The sequence below is a fragment of the Streptomyces sp. NPDC002886 genome, from assembly GCF_042888445.1.
Lineage (GTDB): Bacteria > Actinomycetota > Actinomycetes > Streptomycetales > Streptomycetaceae > Streptomyces.
Map to the genome: position 1 here is coordinate 212,062 of NZ_JBIAPV010000004.1, position 18,130 is coordinate 230,191.

Genomic DNA, 18,130 nt, shown 5'->3' on the forward strand with positions numbered 1-18,130 from the left:
GTAGAGTGAGCAGCCATGGGAAGCGTGGGGAACACCAAGGGGCGCCGCGAGCGGCTCAGGGCCGAGACGACCGCCGAGATCAAGAAGGTCGCGCTGGAGTTGATGGCCTCGGGGGGACCGGACGCCATCACGCTGCGGGCCATCGCGCGCGAGATGGGCATGACGGCCAACGCCATCTACGGCTACTTCGCCACCCGTGACGACCTGGTCACCACGCTGATCGGCGATGTCTACACCTCGCTGGCAGACACCGTGGACGCCGCCTGGGACGCCGCCCCCGCCCAAGACCCGGCCGCCCGGATCCAGGCATGGGCCCGCGCCTTCAGGAACTGGGCGCTGGCCAACCCCGAGGGCTTCCGGCTCATCTACGGCGACCCCGTTCCCGGCTACCGGCCCCCCGAGGGCGGCGCCGCCCCGGAAGCCGCCCACCGGGTCTGCACGGGCATCACCGCACTCGCCGCCGCGGCCTGGCCGCATGCCGAACCCCGTTACTCGGACAGCGACTTCGAGTGGTCCGACTTCGACCTCGGCCTCCTGGACAAGGTCCGTCCGGCCTTCCCCGACCTGCCCCCGGCCGCCGTGGCCCTTGCCCTACGCATCTGGAGCCACCTGCACGGCCTGGTGTCACTGGAGATCTACGGCCACCTCCAGACCCAGGCTCTCAGCCCGGACAAGCTCTTCCGCGAAGAACTCACCCAGCTCATCCGGTCCTTGGGCATCACACCGTAGATCCGCCTGCGGCGCGGGCACCGTGCCGGGCGTCGAGAGGTCGTCGGCCTCCGCCTGGATGTCCGCCTCGGACCGGACCCGCCGGAAACCGTCCAGGATCTCCAGCTCCTGCGCCGTGAACCCGCCCTTGCTCATGCGGACCGCACTGGCGAGAAGCTCCATGGTCTGCCGGATACGGGCGGCATCCTCGGCGGCGGCCGGACCGCCCGAACCCGCGGCGTCAGAACCCAGGTCAACCCGTGTGCGGATCAGTCGAGCGCTCCTCACCACCCGGCTGCTCCGGGCTCGCAGGGCCGCTCGGGGCGAACTGCTCGGAGATGTTGTTCCACATGAAGCCGTCCTGCCAGTCCGGCGCTGCACCGGCCCAGCCGAGCAGGGCCCCGAGGACTTTCTCCTGGGAGATCGTCTGCGTCTGGAAGTGCAGCTCGGCCACGCCGTCCCGGTATTCGAGCTGGAAGGTGTTGTTCTCGCGGAGGAGGACCTGGATGTACCAGCTCCCGGGCCGTTCCCCGTCCATCCGCTCCAAGACCAGGTGAGCGTTGCCACGTTGCAGGTCGGCCAGCATCTTCCCGATGGCCGGCTTGGAGGGACGCTTCACCACATGGCCGCGTTGGTTGGTCGCAATCAGCATGGCCCGATCATTCACCGGTCATCCCGTCACTTCCGCGGCGACGCCCTGCTGCGGCCGGGTCCGCGTGCCCCAGCGGGCAAGGGACGGGCCGACAGCGCCCAGTGCCGCGAAGAACACCGCCAGCAGCAGCCAGCCCGTCGTGCCGAGGCCGAGCACCACCGTGGTGAGGATCGCGGGGGCGAGAGCCTGGCCCGCACTGAAGCCGAGACCGAGGACACCCTGGTACTGGCCCTGGGCGTGGTCGGGGGCAAGACCGAAGCCCAGGGCGAAGCCCGCCGAGGACTCCCAGACCTCTCCCAGGCTGTGCACGAAGATCGCGGCCAGGACCAGTCCCGCCGCGGCCCAGACCGGGGTGTACGCCGCCAGCGCCATCATCGGGCAGCTGAGGAGGAAGAGCAGCCCCGCCGTGCGAAACGCCCGGCCGCCGTCGTACGGAGTCTCTATCCGCGAGCCGATCCTGGTCTGCGTCAGCACGCAGAAGAGGGAGTTGACGGCGAACAGCGCGGCCACCGTCCAGCGCGGCGCTTCGGTGTGCTCGGCGATCCAGATCGGCAGGAGCAGGGAGACCACCGGGTACTGCAGTCCCATGGCCCCGTAGAGGGCGGTGAACGCCAGGAAGGGACGATCCGCGAAGACGAGCCAGCGCCGCTGCCGCGACGGCGCCGCCAGTACCGGATAGCGGGGCAGCAGGAGCAGAAGCAGCCCGCACAGGGCGAAGCTCGCCGCGTTGCCGAGGATCAGCGTGACATAGGCGCCGCGGGTGTCTGCGGCCAGCGCCAGCCCGGCACCCACCGTCCCCAGGACGACGCCCAGATTGACGAACGTACGCAGCTTGGCCCGGAACAAGGCCGGGCGCTCACCCCCGACCCTGACCACCAGCGCGCCCCACGCCGCCCCACCGGCCGCCGCGGCGATCTGGTCGACCGTGGCGATGACCGTGAGCGCGGCCCAGCTCTCGACGAGAACGAGCGCCGCCATCGACACCGCCTGGACCGCGAGGGCCAGCATCATGATCGTGCGCGCCCCACGCCGGTCGGCCAGATGCCCGCCCGGTATCCCCGCGCACAGGCCGATCACTCCGGCGATGGTGAGCGCGGCGCCGACCTGCGCCGCGGGCAGGCCCACGACCAAGGTGAAATAGAGCGCCGACGCCGCGTTGAACAGCCCGTTGCCGACCCGGTTGGTGAAACTGGCGGCGATCAGCACGCGCTCCGGCCTGCTGTCCCCCGCCATCCGGCCTATTCGGCCCGCCAAGCCGCCCTTGATCATGGACGGCAGGCTAACAGCGGCCGCTCATCCGGCAGCGGCCCCACCAAGATCGCGTGCGGGCCCCGGAAGGTTGTGGTCCTGCCCCAGGCCGGTCAAGTGTGTACCTGGCCCCCGGTCGTGGCCCCTGCCGACTGCCGTACGATCCAGCGCGCGTCTCGCCGAGGTCTCACGCCCAGGGGTGGAAGTGCCCCATCCGATGCGATCGGGATGTTCATGCCGAGGGCGGCGTCAACCTGGCCCGGGACGTGTTCGTGATCAGCCCCTTCCGGCAGGTCGTGGCGGGTGCGAAGGGGGTGTGCCGGGACCTGGTGCCGGCCGACCGGGTGGGTACGGTCCACACGACTCAGGGCAAGGAGTCCGACGTCGTCATCCTGATCCTGGGTACCGACCCGGGCCGGCCGGGCGCCCGCACCTGGGCGGCGCACACGTGGCAGGCGCCGGGAGCGCACCGGCAGGGCCAGGCCGTCCCTCTCGGGTCCGGCCCGGCACGGCACGGCCCCCGCGGGCCGGAGCGCCCGGCCCGGCGGGGGCTGTCGTCAGCGGGCGGCCGGCATCGGGCCGTCCAGGAGCGGCGTGGGCTGGTCGCCCTTCGTGACGGCGACGGGTATGCCGCCGGTGGCCTTCTCCAGCCGCGCCTTGAACTCGGCCGAAGCGGCGCCCTCCGCGGTGGTGGTGACCTCCACCGCCGCACCGTGGCTGCCGGAGACGGTGTAGATCGGGAACTCCGCCTTCAGCCCGATGAGCTTCTCACCGGCGGCCTGGAGGACGCGGTGCGAGTACGTGCTCAGGTACAGGTCGGCCCGGGCCGGGTCCGCGCCGGGATCGGCCGCGTGCGCCGCCTTCACCAGGAGTCGGCCGCGAGCCAGGTCGGTGACGCACAGGGCGACCCGGCCCGACGGGTGGTCGACGATCTGCGTGGAGTAGACGTCGGCGAAGGCGCCGTAGCCCTGGTCCCCGATGGCCTGCGAGAGCCGCTGCGCCTCGGGGGTGTTGCTCGGCGTGCCCTCGACGAGGGCCGGCGGCGACTCCGGTGCGGTGGGGTCCGTCACGGGGCAGGTCCCGTCCGGGCTGGGTGAGGCGGTGACCACCGCCGCGGGAGCGACCGGATCGGACACGGCCGACGCGGCCGGACCCTTTCCGCAACCGGTGAGCAGCACGGCTGCCACGGCGGCGGCCGCGCTTCCCTTCACCGTCGGCCTCCCCTGCGCCTTCACCCCGCGCAGGTGTCTCCGGTTGGTTCGACGCAGCATCAGTAGCTCTCCCTCGTTGTCCGTTGTCGGTCGTGCGTTGGTCCGTTGCCCTGTCGGCACGCCTCTGACGTGCGCGGGGCTCCACTGGTTCCCCGGCGCGCCCGGGCCACACAGCAGGGTGCCCCGGTGTGTGGGCGGGCGCCATGGCCGGGGTGGGCCGGTGGTTCCTAGGGTCGGTCGGGCCGGCCCGGCCGCGCGTCGGCCCGTTCGGGTGGCGGCGGCCCGGAACCGGGCGGAGGAGGGTGTGCGATGGGACTGGACAAGGTGGTCGCGAGCGCGGCCGGGGCGGTGGCGGACATCCCCGCCGGAGCCTCGCTCGCGGTGGGCGGCTTCGGGTTGTGCGGGGTGCCGGGCGTGCTGATCCGCGCGCTGCTGGAGCGTGCGGAGGTAGGCGGCCTGGAGGTGGTGTCCAACAACTGCGGGGTGGACGACTGGGGCCTGGGGCTGCTGCTGCGCGAGGGCAGGATCGCCCGGATGACCAGCTCGTACGTCGGCGAGAACAAGGAGTTCGCCCGGCAGTACCTGAGCGGCGAGCTGGAAGTGGAGCTGGTCGCGCAGGGCACCCTCGCCGAGCGGCTGCGGGCCGGTGGTTCTGGCATCCCGGCGTTCTACACCCCGGCCGGGGCCGGTACGCAGGTCGCCGAGGGCGGGCTGCCCTGGCGCTACCGCGCCGACGGGGGCGTCGCAGTGGCCTCGCCGCCCAGGGAGCTGCGGAGCTGGGGCGGCCGGGAGTACCTCCTGGAGGAGGGCATCACCACGGACTTCGCCCTCGTGCGGGCGGCCGTCGGGGACCGGCACGGCAACCTCGTCTTCCACTCCTCGGCCCGCAATTTCAATCCCCTCGCGGCGATGGCGGGGCGGATCACGATCGCCGAGGTGGAGGCCCTGGTCGAGCCGGGCGAGCTCGATCCGGACGCCGTCCATCTACCCGGCGTCTTCGTGCAGCGCGTGGTCCTGGTGGATCACGGTGATCCGGCGGCTGAGCGGCGCGTGGAGCGGCGCACGGTCCGGGCGGCCCTCGTTTCCGAACAGCAAGGCGGAATGTGACATGGCTTTGACGCGCGAACAGATGGCGGCCCGCGCCGCCCGGGAACTGTCCGACGGTACGTACGTGAACCTCGGGATCGGCCTGCCGACCCTCGTCCCCAACCACCTGCCGCCCGGTGTCGAGGTGGTGCTCCAGTCGGAGAACGGCATCCTGGGCGTGGGCCCGTACCCGCCGGCCGACCAGGTGGACCCGGACCTGATCAACGCGGGCAAGGAGACGGTGACGGTCCGGCCGGGGGCCGCGTTCTTCGACTCCGCGCTGTCCTTCGGCATGATCCGCGGCGGGCACGTGGACGCGGCGGTGCTGGGTGCCATGCAGGTATCGGCCTCGGGCGACCTGGCCAACTGGATGATCCCAGGGAAGATGGTCAAGGGGATGGGCGGCGCGATGGACCTGGTGCACGGTGCGCGCCGGGTGATCGTGCTCATGGAGCACACGGCCAAGGACGGCACGCCGAAGCTCGTGGAACGGTGCACGCTGCCGCTGACGGGGCGCGGCGTCGTCCACCGGGTCATCACCGACCTCGCGGTCCTCGACATCACCCCGGCGGGCTTCCTCCTGCGCGAACTGGCGCCCGGGGTCTCGCTGGACCAGGTCCGCGCGGCGACGGACGCGGAGCTGGCGGTGGAGACGGGCGCGGCGACGGGACCGTTCGAGGCTGCGTCGGAGGCAGCGACGACAGGACCGGTCGAGGCGGCGTCAGAGGCAGCGACGACAGGACCGGTCGAGGCGGCGGGCGCCGCTATCCGGCCGCCGGCAACAGCTGTCTGATCGCCGCGACGGCGGTCCGCGGGTCGTCGGCGTGGCAGTGAACCGTACGGACCTGCGTGCGTCGGCCCCACAGGGACACGACGGTGACCGATTCGGTCAGCGTGACGGTGATCGAGGTCTGCGAGGCGATGACCACCTCCAGCACCCCGTCCTCGGACTTGTTCGCGTCCGGGAAGCGGAGGTCGTGGCGGACGGACTCGATCCGGTCCAGGGGGATCCGCAGATCCAGCCGTGCACCGCGCCTCACCCGCAACTCACCCTGCCCCACCACGTGGGGGCGGGTGACGGCGGCGGCGTGCAGTCCCAGGACCAGGACCACCGTGTAGAGGTCGAGGATCAGCATCACCAGGTGGGCCACCGGATACGCGGCGAGCATGAAGGACACCCCGACCGTCTCGATCGAGAAGAAGAAGACCATCCCGTACATCGTCGACGCCTGCGCCCGCGCGTACCCGACGGCGGTGTCCCCCGCCCCGACCCCGTGCCCGCGCCGCGTCGCCCACAGGCCGAGGCTCGCCATCCACCGCCCCTCGTGCGCTGCCAGCCGCCGTGCTCGTGCGATGAGTTCCCCGATGCTCATGTGCCCCAGTAGATCAGGTGGTTAGCAGCGGACCGGAGCCGATCGCAACCCTCGTGGCCCCCGCAACCGGGAGCCAGGTATGGCGCTCCGCACCATGCCGTCGTGGGAGGAGACGGTCCTACGGTGGCGGGCACCGCAGGCCGCCGCCGCCCCCGGGCGGAGGAGGCCGCGCCCCCGCCCGCCACCCGCCACCCCCACTTCAGGGAGCCGCCATGCCCTCGCGCAGCAGACCGTCCGACGCCCGGCCCGCCGGCCGACAGCGCACGCGCCGCGCTCTCGTGCGGCTGCTCGCGCTGGCGCTGCTGGCCGTGGGCGGGGTGGTGGCCGGGCCCGTGACCCCCGCCCGAGCCGCCGTCACGCTCCAGCGGGTCACCGCCTTCGGCGCCAATCCCGGGCAGCTGGGCATGTACGTGTACCGGCCGGCCTCCCTTCCGGCAGTGCCGCCCGTGGTGATAGCCCTGCACGGCTGCACGCAGAACGCCCAGACCTACGCGGACAACTCCGGTCTGCCCGAACTCGCCGACCGCGACGGCTTCCTGCTGGTGCTCGCGGAGACCACCTCCGCGAACAACCCGAGCACGTGCTTCAACTGGTTCCAGCCCACGGACAACCGGCGCGGCCAGGGCGAAGCCGCGTCCATCCGGCAGATGGCCGCACACGCCACCTCCGCCTACGCCGCCGACCCCGCCCGCACCTTCGTCACCGGCCTGTCGGCCGGCGGCGCGATGACCTCGGTGATGCTCGCCGCCTACCCGGACGTGTTCGCGGCCGGTGCGGTGATCGCCGGGCTGCCCTACGACTGCGCCAAGGGGAGCAGTCCCTATACGTGCATGAACCCCGGTGTCGACAAGTCCCCCGGCGCCTGGGCCCAGTTGGTGCGTGACGCGTATCCGGCGTGGACCGGCCCGTGGCCCCGGGTCGCGATCTGGCAGGGCGGCGCGGACACCACCGTCGTTCCCCGCAACGCCGATGAACTGCGCGACCAGTGGACAGCGTTGCACGGACTCCCGCAGGCCCCCGCCCGCACCTCCGTCATCGGGCCCGACGCGACCCGGCAGGAGGAGTACACGGCCGCCGACGGCACGGTGTCCGTGGAGGTGGACCGGGTCCCGGGCATCGGGCACGGCACCCCGGTCGACCCCGGCTCCGGTCCCGGTCAGTGCGGGCACACGGGGGCGGCGTACTTCCTCGCCTCGATCTGCTCCGCCCACTGGATCGCGAAGTTCTTCGGCCTGGACGCCTCCACCACCGACCCCGACCCAGACCCCGATCCCGATCCCGGCCCCGGCGAACCCGCGGCGTGCTGGAAGGCGAACAACTACCAGCAGGTGCAGGCGGGCCGGGCCACGACCGACGGGAGCTACGCGTACGCCAGGGGTTCGGGACAGAACCTCGGCCTCTACAACCTCTACGTCACGCACACCTTGAAGGAGTCGCCTCCCGGCTACTTCGTGATCGCCGACACCGGCTGCCCCTGACCGCCGGCCCACCGGCCCCCAGCCCTCGTCAGTCCCCCAGCCCTCGCCAGTCCCCACCCCCTGGAGGCTCCCCGTGCCACCGCCCACCCGTTCCGCCATCACCGCCGCCGCGGCCGTCGTCTTCCTGGCCTCGGCCCTGCCGGCCCTCCTCGCTCCCCCGGCCTCCGCCGGTGAGACCGACGCCCACTGCGCCCGCCACGCTCGTCTTCACGTCCCGGGAGCGGAACGCCAGCAGACCTCCTGCCTCACGGAGTTGACGACCGCCGGCACGGTGGCCTCCGGACACACCGATCCGGCCGACTGGGCCGGACTCACCCCCAAGGACCTGGCCGTCCCGACCGGCGTGCCCGGCATCCAGATCGACGGCTACTTCCCCGACACCGCCGCCCCGGCCGCCGTCCCCAACACCAATCACGGCTGGAACCACGACGCCCAGTTCGTCATCCGGCTGCCCGACCGCTGGAACGGCGGACTGGTCGTCGCGGGCTCGCCGGGGGTGCGCGAGCAGTACGCCAACGACCGGGCCATCGGCGACTGGGTGCTGGCCCGCGGCTACGCCTTCGCCGCCACCGACAAGGGCAATACCGGGGCTGCCTTCCACCGCGACGGGCAGAGCCCCGGGGACGCCGTCGCCGAGTGGAACACCCGGGTCACGGAGCTGACCCGAGCCGCGCGTACGGTCGTCGCGCAGCGCTACCGCCGGGCGCCGAGCCGCACCCTCGCCACCGGCATGTCCAACGGGGGCTACCTGGTGCGCTGGCAGCTGGAGAACCATCCGGAGCTGTACGACGGCGGGGTGGACTGGGAGGGCACCCTGTGGCGGGCCGACGGACCGAACCTCCTCACGTTCCTGCCCCCCGCGCTGGCCGCCTACCCCGTCTACGCGGCGGGTGGCCCGCAGGCCGGGCAGGCGCACGAGGCGATGCTCGCCGCCGGTTTCCCGGCCGGGTCTGAGTTCCTGTGGCCCTTCCACCACGGCTATTACTGGGACCTCACCCAGCGGATCTACCGCGAAGAGTTCGATCCGGGCTTCGACGGTGCGACCGAGGCCGGGACCCCCTTCTGCGCGCCCGGCACGCCGTCCTGTGACGCCGACTACGCCTACGCGGACCGGCCCGCGCAGGTCCGGGACGCCGTCGCGAGGACGGCCCTCACCGGCCGGATCGGCAAGCCGCTGATCACCCTGCACGGCACCCTCGACGTCCTCCTGCCCATCTCCCGGGACTCCGACGTCTACGCCGAGATGGTCCGCCGGGCCGGCCGCGGGGCGCTGCTGCGTTACTACCGCATCGAGGGCGGCACCCACGTGGACTCGCTCGTCGACGCCTTCCCCGACCGGCTGCGCCCCCTCACCCCCTGCCACCGGGCCGCCTTCACCGCGCTGGAGGACTGGATCGGCCGCGGTGTGCGGCCGCCGCTCGGCCACACCGTCCGGCGCGATCCGGCGGCCACCCCGGCGGCCCTGCTGACCGGATGCCCGCTCGACGCCTGAGGCCGGACCGGCTTGCGGTCCGGACCGCAAGCCGCCGACCGGCGACCGGGCCGCATGGTGATCGTCTCCATAAGGGCGCCGCCGAGTGTGGGTCCCGGCACCGTGGGCGGCGCCCGGGGCCCTCCCTACGCTTCCAGCCATGACGAGCGAACTTCCTTCCCCCACCCGGTTGCCGGGACGCGTGGCCCTGGTGACGGGCGGCGGCAGCGGCATCGGCCGGGCGTGCGCGGTGGCCCTGGCCGAGGCCGGGGCCGTCGTGCACGTGGCCGATGTCGACGCCGAGGCGGCGAAGGCCGTCGCCGGCCTCGTCGACGGGTACGCCCATGCCGTCGACCTGGCCGATCCCGCCGCCATCGGGGAGCTGCCCGCCGCCGTCGACATCCTGGTCAACAGCGCCGGACTCCAGCACGTCGCCCCGATCACCGAGTTCCCGCCCGAACGCTTCACCCTGATCCAGCAGGTGATGGTCACCGCGCCCTTCCTGCTGCTGCGCCACGTGCTGCCGCACATGTACGCCGCCCGCTGGGGCCGGGTGGTCAACATCTCCAGCGTGCACGGGCTGCGCGCCAGCGCGTACAAATCGGCCTACGTGGCGGCCAAGCACGGGCTGGAGGGGCTGAGCAAGGTCACGGCGATCGAGGGGGCCCCGTACGGGGTCACCAGCAACTGCATCAGCCCCGGCTACGTCCGCACCCCCCTGGTCGAGGGGCAGATCCTGGACCAGGCCGCCGCGCACGGCATACCCGCCGGCGACGTGCTCTCCGAGGTGCTGCTGACCCGGTCGCCGATCAAGCGGCTCATCGAGCCCGAGGAGGTCGCGGCGGCCGCCCTGTGGCTGTGCGGTCCGCACACCGGTTACGTGACGGGCACCTCGCTCCCGCTGGACGGCGGCTGGACCGCGGGCTGACCCGGCGAGCTGCCCCCGTCCGCCTGACCCCGTCCGGGTGACAGCCCGTGCGCCGCGCCGCGGGGAGCACGGGCGGGTCCCGTACGGTCCCGCACGTGAGCGATGCGAACCAGCCCCAGAGCCCGAAGTTCCCGACGGACCCGGCCGCGCCGGATTCCCTGAGCGTCACCACCGGACCCGAGGCGCTACGGGTCCTCGTCCTCGCGGGATCGTCCCGCGAGGGCTCCGTGAACGCCCGGCTGGCCGCGCTCGTCGCCGGTCAGGTCGAGCGGTCGGGCGCGGTCGCGGACCTCGCCCGGATCGGGGACTTCGTGATGCCCACCTACGACGGCGACGCCGAGCAGGCGGAAGGCCCGCCCGCCGGGGCGGCGGCCCTGCGCGAGCGGCTGCTCGCGGCGCAGGCCCTGGTGATCGCCTCGCCCGAGTACAACGCCTCCGTGCCCGGCGTCCTGAAGAACGCCGTCGACTGGGTGTCCCGGTTCCGGCCGCAGCCCTTCAAGGACAAGCAGACCCTGCTGGTGTCCGCCTCCCCGTCGATGGTCGGCGGGAACCGCGGGCTCTGGGCGCTGCGGGTCCCGCTGGAACACCTCGGGGCCCGGGTGTACCCCGACATGTTCAGTCTCGCCATGGCGCACTCGGCCTTCGGCGAGGACGGCGAGCTGACCGATCCGAGCCTGCGCGGACGGCTGGGCGACACGGTCGATTCCTTCCTCGCGCTCGCCGAGGCGGACACCCGCTACCTGTGCCTCCAGCGCCGCTGGTACGAGTTCCTGGGCGACGAGAGCACCGCTCCCGTGACCCAGCGCGCCGAGGGCTGAGGGGCTGCTCAGGGGGTGCCTGAAGTCCCGAATCGGGCACGGGTTAGCATATGAGCGCCGCCTAGCTCGAAAGATAATGATCTGTGACTGTCAAAGACGACTCGTTCACCAACTGGAAGAACCGCGAGGAGATCGCGGAGTCGATGATCCCGATCATCGGGAAGCTGCACCGCGAGCGGGACGTCACGATCCTGCTCCACAGCCGCTCCTTGGTGAACAAGTCCGTGGTCAGCATTCTCAAGACCCACCGATTCGCCCGGCAGATCGACGGCGAGGAGCTCTCGGTCACCGAGACCCTGCCGTTCCTGCAGGCGCTCACCACGCTGGACCTCGGTCCGTCGCAGATCGACCTCGGCATGCTCGCCGCGACGTACGCGACCGACGAGCGCGGCCTCTCGGTGGCGGAGTTCACCGCCCTCGCCGTAGCCGGTGCCACGGGTGCCAACAAGATCGAGCGCGGCGACGGCCGCGACGTCGTCCTCTACGGCTTCGGCCGCATCGGCCGCCTCGTCGCCCGCCTGCTGATCGAGAAGGCCGGCTCCGGCAACGGCCTGCGCCTGCGTGCCATCGTGGTCCGCGGGGGCGGTGAGGCCGACCTGGTCAAGCGCGCCTCGCTGCTGCGCCGCGACTCGATCCACGGCCAGTTCCAGGGCACGATCACCGTGGACGAGGCGACCAGCACGATCGTCGCCAACGGCAACGAGATCAAGGTGATCTACGCCAACGACCCGTCCGAGGTCGACTACACGGCGTACGGCATCAAGGACGCCATCCTGATCGACAACACCGGAAAGTGGCGCGACCGCGAGGGGCTGTCCAAGCACCTGCGCCCCGGTATCGACAAGGTCGTCCTGACGGCTCCGGGCAAGGGCGACGTCCCGAACATCGTGCACGGGGTCAACCACGACACGATCAAGCCGGACGAGCAGATCCTGTCCTGCGCCTCCTGCACCACCAACGCGATCGTCCCGCCGCTCAAGGCCATGGACGACGAGTACGGTGTCCTGCGCGGTCACGTGGAGACCGTCCACTCGTTCACGAACGACCAGAACCTGCTGGACAACTACCACAAGGCCGACCGCCGTGGCCGCTCCGCGCCGCTGAACATGGTCATCACCGAGACCGGCGCCGCCTCCGCCGTCGCCAAGGCGCTGCCGGACCTCAAGGCGCCGATCACCGGCAGCTCGATCCGCGTCCCCGTCCCGGACGTCTCGATCGCGATCCTGAGCCTGCGCCTGGGCCGTGAGACCACCCGCGAAGAGGTCCTCGACTACCTCCGCGACGTCTCGCTGCACTCGCCGCTCAAGCGCCAGATCGACTTCACCACCGCTCCCGACGCGGTCTCCATGGACTTCGTCGGTTCGCGCCACTCCTCGATCGTCGACGCGGGCGCCACCAAGGTGGACGGCGACAACGCCATCCTCTACCTGTGGTACGACAACGAGTTCGGCTACTCCTGCCAGGTCATCCGCGTGGTCCAGCACGTGTCCGGCGTCGAGTACCCGACCTACCCGGCGCCGGCGGCCTGATCGCCCGAGGCCCCGTAGGACCGGTTCCACCGGACGCCCCCCGAGTGACCCCAGGTCACTCGGGGGGCGTCCGCGTGTCCGGGGCCGGGGGCGCGGCGGCGCGGGCCGCGGCGAGCTGGGTGCGCGAGCGGACGCCGAGCTTGCGGTAGACGCGGCTCAGCATGCCCTCGACGGTCTTCACCGAGATGAACATGTGCTGGGCGGCCTGCTGGTTGGTGGCGCCCTGACAGATGAGGTCCGCCAGGCGCGACTCGGACTCGGTCAGCCTGCTCCCGCCCGCCGCGGGTCCCGCGGCCTGGCCCGGTGCCGGAGCCGATCCGCCCGCCCGGTCGAGGAGCTCCCGGGTGAGCTCCTGCCAGGGGCGGGCGCCTGTGTCGTCGAAGACGGTCCGGGCCGCCTCCCAGGCCGTACGGGCCGCCGCCTGGCGTCGGCGGGCCCGCTCGACCCGGCCCAGGGCGAGCAGCGTACGGGCCTGCTCCAGGGGCAGTCCCAGCCGTTCGAAGGCGGCCGCCGTGCGGTGCAACAGGCCGCTCGCCTCCTCCACGGCGCCGTCGCGGGCCAGCAGGATCCCGTGGGCCCGGTCCAGCGCCGCCCCCGGTCCCGAGTCGGCCCCGGCCGCGCCGGCGACGGGCCGCGCGCGCTCCAGCAGTTCGCGGGCCAGGTCGAGGCGGCCCGCGCAGGTGAAGGCCTCCACGGCGTCCGGCTGCCAGCGGAACATGCCGGGATCGGCGGACGGGACGTGCCGCTCGGCCTCGGCGACGGCCGTGAGGGAGGCCACGGCGTCGGCGACGTCCCCGCTGTGCAGCTGGACCGCGCCCATGACCCAGAGGTTGCGCGACACGTACAGTCCGTCGCCCTCCTCCTGTGAGGCGCGGGCCCCGCACGAGGCGGTGCGCAGGGCCGCCGCGAAGGATCCGGCGGCGCTCTGCGTCAGCGCCGCGGTGTACCAGGCGGGGCCCATGGACAGCCCGGCCTCCGTGGACAGCCGTACGGCCTGATCGGCCCACGCGAGCGCCGGGGCGCAGGCCCCGAGGCGGGTGTCGACCTCGGCGAGGCTGCGCCAGATGTCGACCAGGTCCTCGGCGTCGCCCTCGTGCTCGGCGAGCGCGAGCAGTTCCACGAGCCGTTCGCGCGCTTCGGCCAGCCGGTCGTCGAAGACGGCGTGCCGGGCGGCGAGGTACTGGGCGCTGTTGCGGATGCCGGAGTGCTGGGCCGGGATCCCGAGGGCGAGGGCCTCGGCGAGGGTGCCCGGCGCGTCGGCGGTGCCGAGGACGCGTTCCATCCGGGCCCGCATGGTCAGGGCGGCCGCCTGCAGGGGCCGGTGGCCTCCGGCGGCGGCGAGTTCGGCGGCCCGGCCGGCCGCGCGCAGGGCCCGCTCCGGGGCCGCGTGGGCGACGTTGGCGGCGATGGCCGCACGGAGCTCGACGGCGGCGAGCAGGTCGGGGTGGCCCGCCGCGAGTTCCCGGCAGCGCGCGAGCAGCGGCTCCAGATCGGAGATGGCCTGGCCGTGGGCGTCGACGACGGCGAGCAGCGCGGTGACCTGGTCGGTGGGCTCGGCCCTGCTGGCGGTCAGCGCGTCGGCCGCTTGCCGCGCGATGTCGACGGAGCCGGCGCAGGCCGCCTCCTGGGCGGCGCACGAGAGCCTGCGGATGCGCGTGGCGGAGCGGGCCGGCGGAGTGAGTTCGGCGGCCAGGAGGAACAGCTCGGCGGCCAGGGCCCGTTCGCCGGCCTCGCGGGCGGTGGTCGCGGCGGTCTCGGTGTCCTCGGCGAGTCCCTGGTCGGGCAGGTCCGCGGCCAGGGCCCGGTGGCGCACCTCGTGCACGGGGTCTCCGACGGCCCGCGCGAGCGTCAGGTGGGCGGCCGCGCGCAGCGGCCGGGCCCCGGATCGGGCGGCGGCCCGGGCGAGGGCGGCCGCCGTGAAGTGGACGGCGCTCGCCGGGTCCACGCTCAGCACCCCGGCGGCCTGCGCCTGGGCCAAGTGTTCTTCGGCGTCGGAGCGGCCCGCCCGCAGGAGGAGCGGCAGCGAGGGCCGGCTCGTCAGGGCGGCGAGCATCAGGGTGTGCCGGGCGTCGTCGCCGAGCGTGGAGCGCAGCCAGGCGCCGGCCGCGTCGACCGCCTGCCCGGCCATGGCGGGCCGGTGCCGCTGGGAAGCGGGCAGCCGCGCGAGCGCCGTACAGGACACGGAGGTCAGCAGGGGGTGGCCGCCGCAATGGCTCTGCAGGGGGCCGGCCCAGCGGGTGGGCAGACCGTGCGCGTCGAGCAGCGCGGCCGTCTCCTCCGCGTCGAGCGGGTCCACGTCGACCTGGACGGGATGCCCGCCGAGCAGCCGGGCCGCGGCCTGCGCCCGGCCGTGGACGCGTTCGGTGACGATCGCGGTGAGTCCGGGAGCGGCGAGGGTGCGCAGGGCGTAGCCGAGGACGTCGGCACTGGCCGGATCGAGCCACTGGGCCCCGTCCACGGCCAGGATCCAGCGGCCCGAAGCCAGCAGCGCGGTCACCGCGAGGCGCGCGGGCAACTGCTCGGATGCGGCGAGCGGTTCGTCGGCGCCCCGGTGCAGGATCCGGTCGACCACCTCGTTTTGCCGGGCGGAGAGCACCGCGAGGTGGGCCGGGCCGCAGTGGGACAGCATCTGGGCGAGCGCGCCGAAGACGTGGCCGCGGTCCTCTTCGACCGCGGTGACGCGCAGCACCGTACGTGCGGCGCCGGAGCCGGAGCCGCCTGCGGCTCCCGAGGCCGGGGCCAGGGTGCGCAGCACCTCCTTCAGGACGGTGGTCTTGCCCGCGCCCCAGGGGCCGGCGAGCGCCACCCGTCCCTCCCGCTCCAGCAGCGCGGCCGCGCGTCCGGCCGCGCCCGGGACCGCGTACCGGCCCCCCGCGACCGGCGCGGGGCTGTCCGCAGGGTTGCCCGCGGGGGTTTCCGCGGGGTCGTCCCAATCAGTGTCTGGCGTCACGAGGAGGCACCGTAGGCGGCGTCGGTGCGCGTGACAACGCCGGGTGCCGCCGGGCCGGGGGATCAAGGGTTTCCCCTGATGCCAAGGGGTGCCGCTCCCGGCGATGGTGGTGCGACGGCGGGCCGTTCCAGCTCCGGGTGCGGGGTGGCAGACCCGGAGCACCGCACCCTCCACGGGAGGAGCGGGGGCGCGGTCCGGGCGGCCCGCCGTACAGCGTCCCGGGCCCGGCGCGACGGGCCCGGGACGCCGTCGCGCGCGCCGCGCGGGCCGCCGCCCGCGCCGCGCGCGCGAGCCCCGGCCCCGGCCGACGCGGGGGACAACGCGAGCCGGGGCCGGGCGGGTTGGGGCACAGGGTGGCGCAACGGACGCCGGAGGCGTGCGACATCGCAGCAAGGGATTCCTCCGATGCTCGCGGTACCGGCCCGGGATCACTCTGTTGGCCACCCCGGAGTGCGCAGACGCGGCTCCCCGACCTCCGCGCTCCGGGGACGTGAACGGGTCCCGTGCTCCCCCACGGGACGCCCATCCGTACCGGCATACCCCTCCGGTCCGCCCCCCATGAAGGGATTTCCGTGCGAAATCTGCCAAACAGGTCCACGTGGGCCTCTGTTGCGGCCGCCTCGGTCACCGCCGTCGTCGCGCTCGGTGGCCTCGGCGCCCTGCCCGCTCAGGCCACCCCGGCCGCGCAGCCCGGACCGTCCGTGTCCCCGCAGGTCCTCGAGGCCATGCAGCGCGACCTCCACCTCTCCGCGGCGCAGGTCCGGGACCGGATCGCGGACGAGACCGCGGCCGGCAAGGCGGCCACCCTCATCCGGGGCCGGATCGGCGACCGGGTGGCGGGCCTGTGGTTCGACTCCTCCACGGGCCGGCTCAACGCGGCCGTCTCCGGCGCGGCGGACGCCGCGGTGGTGCGGGACGCGGGCGCCGTGGCCCGGACGGCCCGCTACAGCCCCGCCGAACTGGCAGCCACCGCCCGGACCGTGACCCGCGACATCGGGTCGGGGATCGCGGGTGTGGTGTCCTGGGGTCCTGACGTCCGGAACAACCGGATCGACGTCACGGTCGACCGCACGGCGCGCAACGCGTCCACCGACGCCTTCGTCGCCCGCCTCGGCGCCCTGGGCGGCATCGTCCACGTCACCGAGACCTCCGGCAGCCCGCGCCAGCAGGGCGGCGACGTGGTCGGCGGCGAGAAGTGGGTGCCGGGCTCCGAGAGCCCTTGCTCGATCGGGTTCGCCGCCAGCCGGACCGCGGACGGCAGCAAGACGTTCCTGACGGCCGGCCACTGCACCAACGACGTCAACCAGCCGGTGTACGGCAAGGACGGGACCCGCATGGGTACGTCCAACAAGGACGGCAAGAGCAGCATCAACAGCTCCGAGGGCGACTTCGGCCTGGTCGACGTCGACCAGGCGGGATGGAACCTCGCCCCGAGGGTGTCGGGTTACACGGCGAAGCCCGACGTCACGGTCACCGGCTCGGCCGAGGCCATCGTCGGCACCGCGATCTGCCGCTCCGGCCAGACCACCAACATGCAGTGCGGTGAGGTCACCAAGGTCAACCAGAAGGTGGACTACGGCAGCGTCGTCATCGACGGCCTGTCGTACTCCAGCGCCTGCTCGGCCGGTGGCGACTCCGGCGGTTCGTACGTCACGGCGACCGGTGGCAAGGCCGTCGGCCTGCACTCCGGCGGCGGCAGTGCCACCTGTACCTCGGGCAGCGGCGAGAAGTTCACCATCTTCCAGCCGGTGATCGAGGCCCTGACCAAGTTCAAGCTGGCCCTGACCACCTCCAACCCGCAGCCCGGCAACGTCACCGTCTCGGCGGTCTCGGCCCAGAACGGCGTCATCGGCGCTCGGATAGCCGAGCTGAAGAACACCGCCGAGGGGGGCACGGCCCCCTACACCTGGTCCGCCACGGGCCTGCCCGCCGGCCTGGCCATCGCCTCCGACACCGGCGGCATCACCGGCGTCCCCACTACGGCCGGAACCTCCAACGTGACCGTCACCGCGACCGACAACGCCGGCAAGACCGGCTCCACCTCCTTCTCCTGGACCATCACCACGGCCGGCACCGCCCTGTCCGTGACCAACCCCGGCAGCCAGAGCTCCGCCGTCGGCGCCGCGGCCAACCTGACGGTCAAGGCCGCCGGTGGCACCGCCCCCTACGCCTGGTCCGCGACGGGTCTGCCCGCCGGCCTGAGCATCGGCTCCACGACCGGCACCATCACCGGTACCGCCAGCACGGCCGGAACCTCCAACGTGACCGTCACCGCCACCGACAACGCCGGCAAGACCGCGTCCGCGGCGTTCTCCTGGACCGTCAGCACCGTCACCGGCACCAGCCCCGTCCTGACGAACCCGGGCAACCAGACCGTCTACATCGGCAAGCCCGTCAGCCTCGCCCTCAAGGCCACCGGCGGCACCGCGCCCTACGCCTTCAAGGCCACGGGCCTGCCCGCGGGCCTGAGCGTCAACGCCGCCACGGGTGTCATCACCGGCTCCCCCACCACCTGGGGCTTCGGCGGCAGCACCCTCACCGTGACCGACGCGGCGGGCAAGTCCTCCTCGGTCAGCGTCACCTGGAACGTCTACTTCTAGGCCGGCTCCGGAGCGCGTGAGCCGTTGCCCTGACCAGCGACCTCACGCGCTCCGCCCGATCCGATCCGTTCGATCCGA

13 protein-coding genes and 1 pseudogene are annotated in these 18,130 nt (G+C 73.3%); 9 read left to right on the top strand and 5 right to left on the bottom strand.

Translation table 11 applies throughout. The features are described 5' to 3' along the window. Window positions 1-15 precede the first annotated feature (15 nt). The gene (locus ACFYYB_RS19440) at window positions 16-729 is read left to right on the top strand and encodes a TetR/AcrR family transcriptional regulator (RefSeq protein WP_389436420.1); all 714 of its coding nucleotides are present in this window, start codon (window positions 16-18) and stop codon (window positions 727-729) included. A gap of 232 nt (window positions 730-961) precedes the next feature. On the opposite strand, the gene ACFYYB_RS19445 is transcribed toward ACFYYB_RS19440, so the two are convergent. The 3 genes from ACFYYB_RS19445 to ACFYYB_RS19455 all read right to left on the bottom strand — a co-directional run bounded on the left by ACFYYB_RS19445 (window position 962) and on the right by ACFYYB_RS19455 (window position 3,879). Next, window positions 962-1,360 carry a hypothetical protein gene (locus ACFYYB_RS19445; protein WP_389436421.1) on the bottom strand — a complete coding sequence of 133 codons (399 nt, stop codon included), beginning with the start codon at window positions 1,358-1,360 and terminating at the stop codon, window positions 962-964. A gap of 18 nt (window positions 1,361-1,378) precedes the next feature. Next, window positions 1,379-2,629, bottom strand: a complete 1,251-nt coding sequence (locus ACFYYB_RS19450; protein ID WP_389436422.1) for an MFS transporter — start codon at window positions 2,627-2,629, stop codon at window positions 1,379-1,381. 536 nt (window positions 2,630-3,165) lie between these two features. After that, on the bottom strand, window positions 3,166-3,879 hold the full coding sequence (locus ACFYYB_RS19455) for a hypothetical protein (RefSeq protein WP_389436423.1): 714 nt from the start codon (window positions 3,877-3,879) through the stop codon (window positions 3,166-3,168). Window positions 3,880-4,128: 249 nt separating this feature from the next. On the opposite strand from ACFYYB_RS19455, the gene ACFYYB_RS19460 reads away from it, so the two are divergent. Both ACFYYB_RS19460 and ACFYYB_RS19465 read left to right on the top strand, forming a co-directional pair. Beyond that, complete coding sequence (locus tag ACFYYB_RS19460; RefSeq protein WP_389436424.1) at window positions 4,129-4,926, top strand: CoA transferase subunit A; 798 nt, start codon at window positions 4,129-4,131, stop codon at window positions 4,924-4,926. Window position 4,927: 1 nt separating this feature from the next. Then, window positions 4,928-5,554, top strand: a pseudogene (locus ACFYYB_RS19465) (CoA transferase subunit B); the annotation flags it as partial. 115 nt (window positions 5,555-5,669) lie between these two features. On the opposite strand, the gene ACFYYB_RS19470 reads toward ACFYYB_RS19465, so the two are convergent. Next, entirely contained in the window at window positions 5,670-6,278 is a 609-nt protein-coding gene (locus ACFYYB_RS19470; RefSeq protein WP_389436425.1) for a hypothetical protein, read from the bottom strand. A gap of 212 nt (window positions 6,279-6,490) precedes the next feature. On the opposite strand from ACFYYB_RS19470, the gene ACFYYB_RS19475 reads away from it, so the two are divergent. The 5 genes from ACFYYB_RS19475 to ACFYYB_RS19495 all read left to right on the top strand — a co-directional run bounded on the left by ACFYYB_RS19475 (window position 6,491) and on the right by ACFYYB_RS19495 (window position 12,502). Continuing rightward, the gene (locus tag ACFYYB_RS19475; protein WP_389436426.1) at window positions 6,491-7,756 is read left to right on the top strand and encodes an alpha/beta hydrolase family esterase; all 1,266 of its coding nucleotides are present in this window, start codon (window positions 6,491-6,493) and stop codon (window positions 7,754-7,756) included. A gap of 73 nt (window positions 7,757-7,829) precedes the next feature. Further along, on the top strand, window positions 7,830-9,248 hold the full coding sequence (locus tag ACFYYB_RS19480; RefSeq protein ID WP_389436427.1) for a tannase/feruloyl esterase family alpha/beta hydrolase: 1,419 nt from the start codon (window positions 7,830-7,832) through the stop codon (window positions 9,246-9,248). A gap of 139 nt (window positions 9,249-9,387) precedes the next feature. Further along, entirely contained in the window at window positions 9,388-10,155 is a 768-nt protein-coding gene (locus ACFYYB_RS19485; protein WP_389436428.1) for a 3-hydroxybutyrate dehydrogenase, read from the top strand. A gap of 158 nt (window positions 10,156-10,313) precedes the next feature. Continuing rightward, complete coding sequence (locus ACFYYB_RS19490; protein WP_389437212.1) at window positions 10,314-10,973, top strand: NADPH-dependent FMN reductase; 660 nt, start codon at window positions 10,314-10,316, stop codon at window positions 10,971-10,973. 83 nt (window positions 10,974-11,056) lie between these two features. Then, the gene (locus ACFYYB_RS19495; protein ID WP_389436430.1) at window positions 11,057-12,502 is read left to right on the top strand and encodes a glyceraldehyde-3-phosphate dehydrogenase; all 1,446 of its coding nucleotides are present in this window, start codon (window positions 11,057-11,059) and stop codon (window positions 12,500-12,502) included. Between the two features lie 55 nt (window positions 12,503-12,557). Here the strand turns inward: ACFYYB_RS19495 and ACFYYB_RS19500 are convergent, their stop codons facing one another. Continuing rightward, window positions 12,558-15,452 carry a LuxR C-terminal-related transcriptional regulator gene (locus tag ACFYYB_RS19500; protein ID WP_389436431.1) on the bottom strand — a complete coding sequence of 965 codons (2,895 nt, stop codon included), beginning with the start codon at window positions 15,450-15,452 and terminating at the stop codon, window positions 12,558-12,560. Between the two features lie 572 nt (window positions 15,453-16,024). On the opposite strand from ACFYYB_RS19500, the gene ACFYYB_RS19505 reads away from it, so the two are divergent. Continuing rightward, a complete protein-coding gene (locus ACFYYB_RS19505; protein WP_389436432.1) occupies window positions 16,025-18,052 on the top strand; it encodes a putative Ig domain-containing protein in 2,028 nt (675 codons plus the stop codon). Window positions 18,053-18,130: the final 78 nt, after the last annotated feature.

Coding starts and splice junctions, on each gene's coding strand:
- ACFYYB_RS19440 (WP_389436420.1), top strand. CDS start 16: ATGGGAAGCGTGGGGAACACCAAGGGGCGCCGCGAGCGGCTCAGGGCC.
- ACFYYB_RS19445 (WP_389436421.1), bottom strand. CDS start 1,360: ATGCTGATTGCGACCAACCAACGCGGCCATGTGGTGAAGCGTCCCTCC.
- ACFYYB_RS19450 (WP_389436422.1), bottom strand. CDS start 2,629: ATGATCAAGGGCGGCTTGGCGGGCCGAATAGGCCGGATGGCGGGGGAC.
- ACFYYB_RS19455 (WP_389436423.1), bottom strand. CDS start 3,879: ATGCTGCGTCGAACCAACCGGAGACACCTGCGCGGGGTGAAGGCGCAG.
- ACFYYB_RS19460 (WP_389436424.1), top strand. CDS start 4,129: ATGGGACTGGACAAGGTGGTCGCGAGCGCGGCCGGGGCGGTGGCGGAC.
- ACFYYB_RS19470 (WP_389436425.1), bottom strand. CDS start 6,278: ATGAGCATCGGGGAACTCATCGCACGAGCACGGCGGCTGGCAGCGCAC.
- ACFYYB_RS19475 (WP_389436426.1), top strand. CDS start 6,491: ATGCCCTCGCGCAGCAGACCGTCCGACGCCCGGCCCGCCGGCCGACAG.
- ACFYYB_RS19485 (WP_389436428.1), top strand. CDS start 9,388: ATGACGAGCGAACTTCCTTCCCCCACCCGGTTGCCGGGACGCGTGGCC.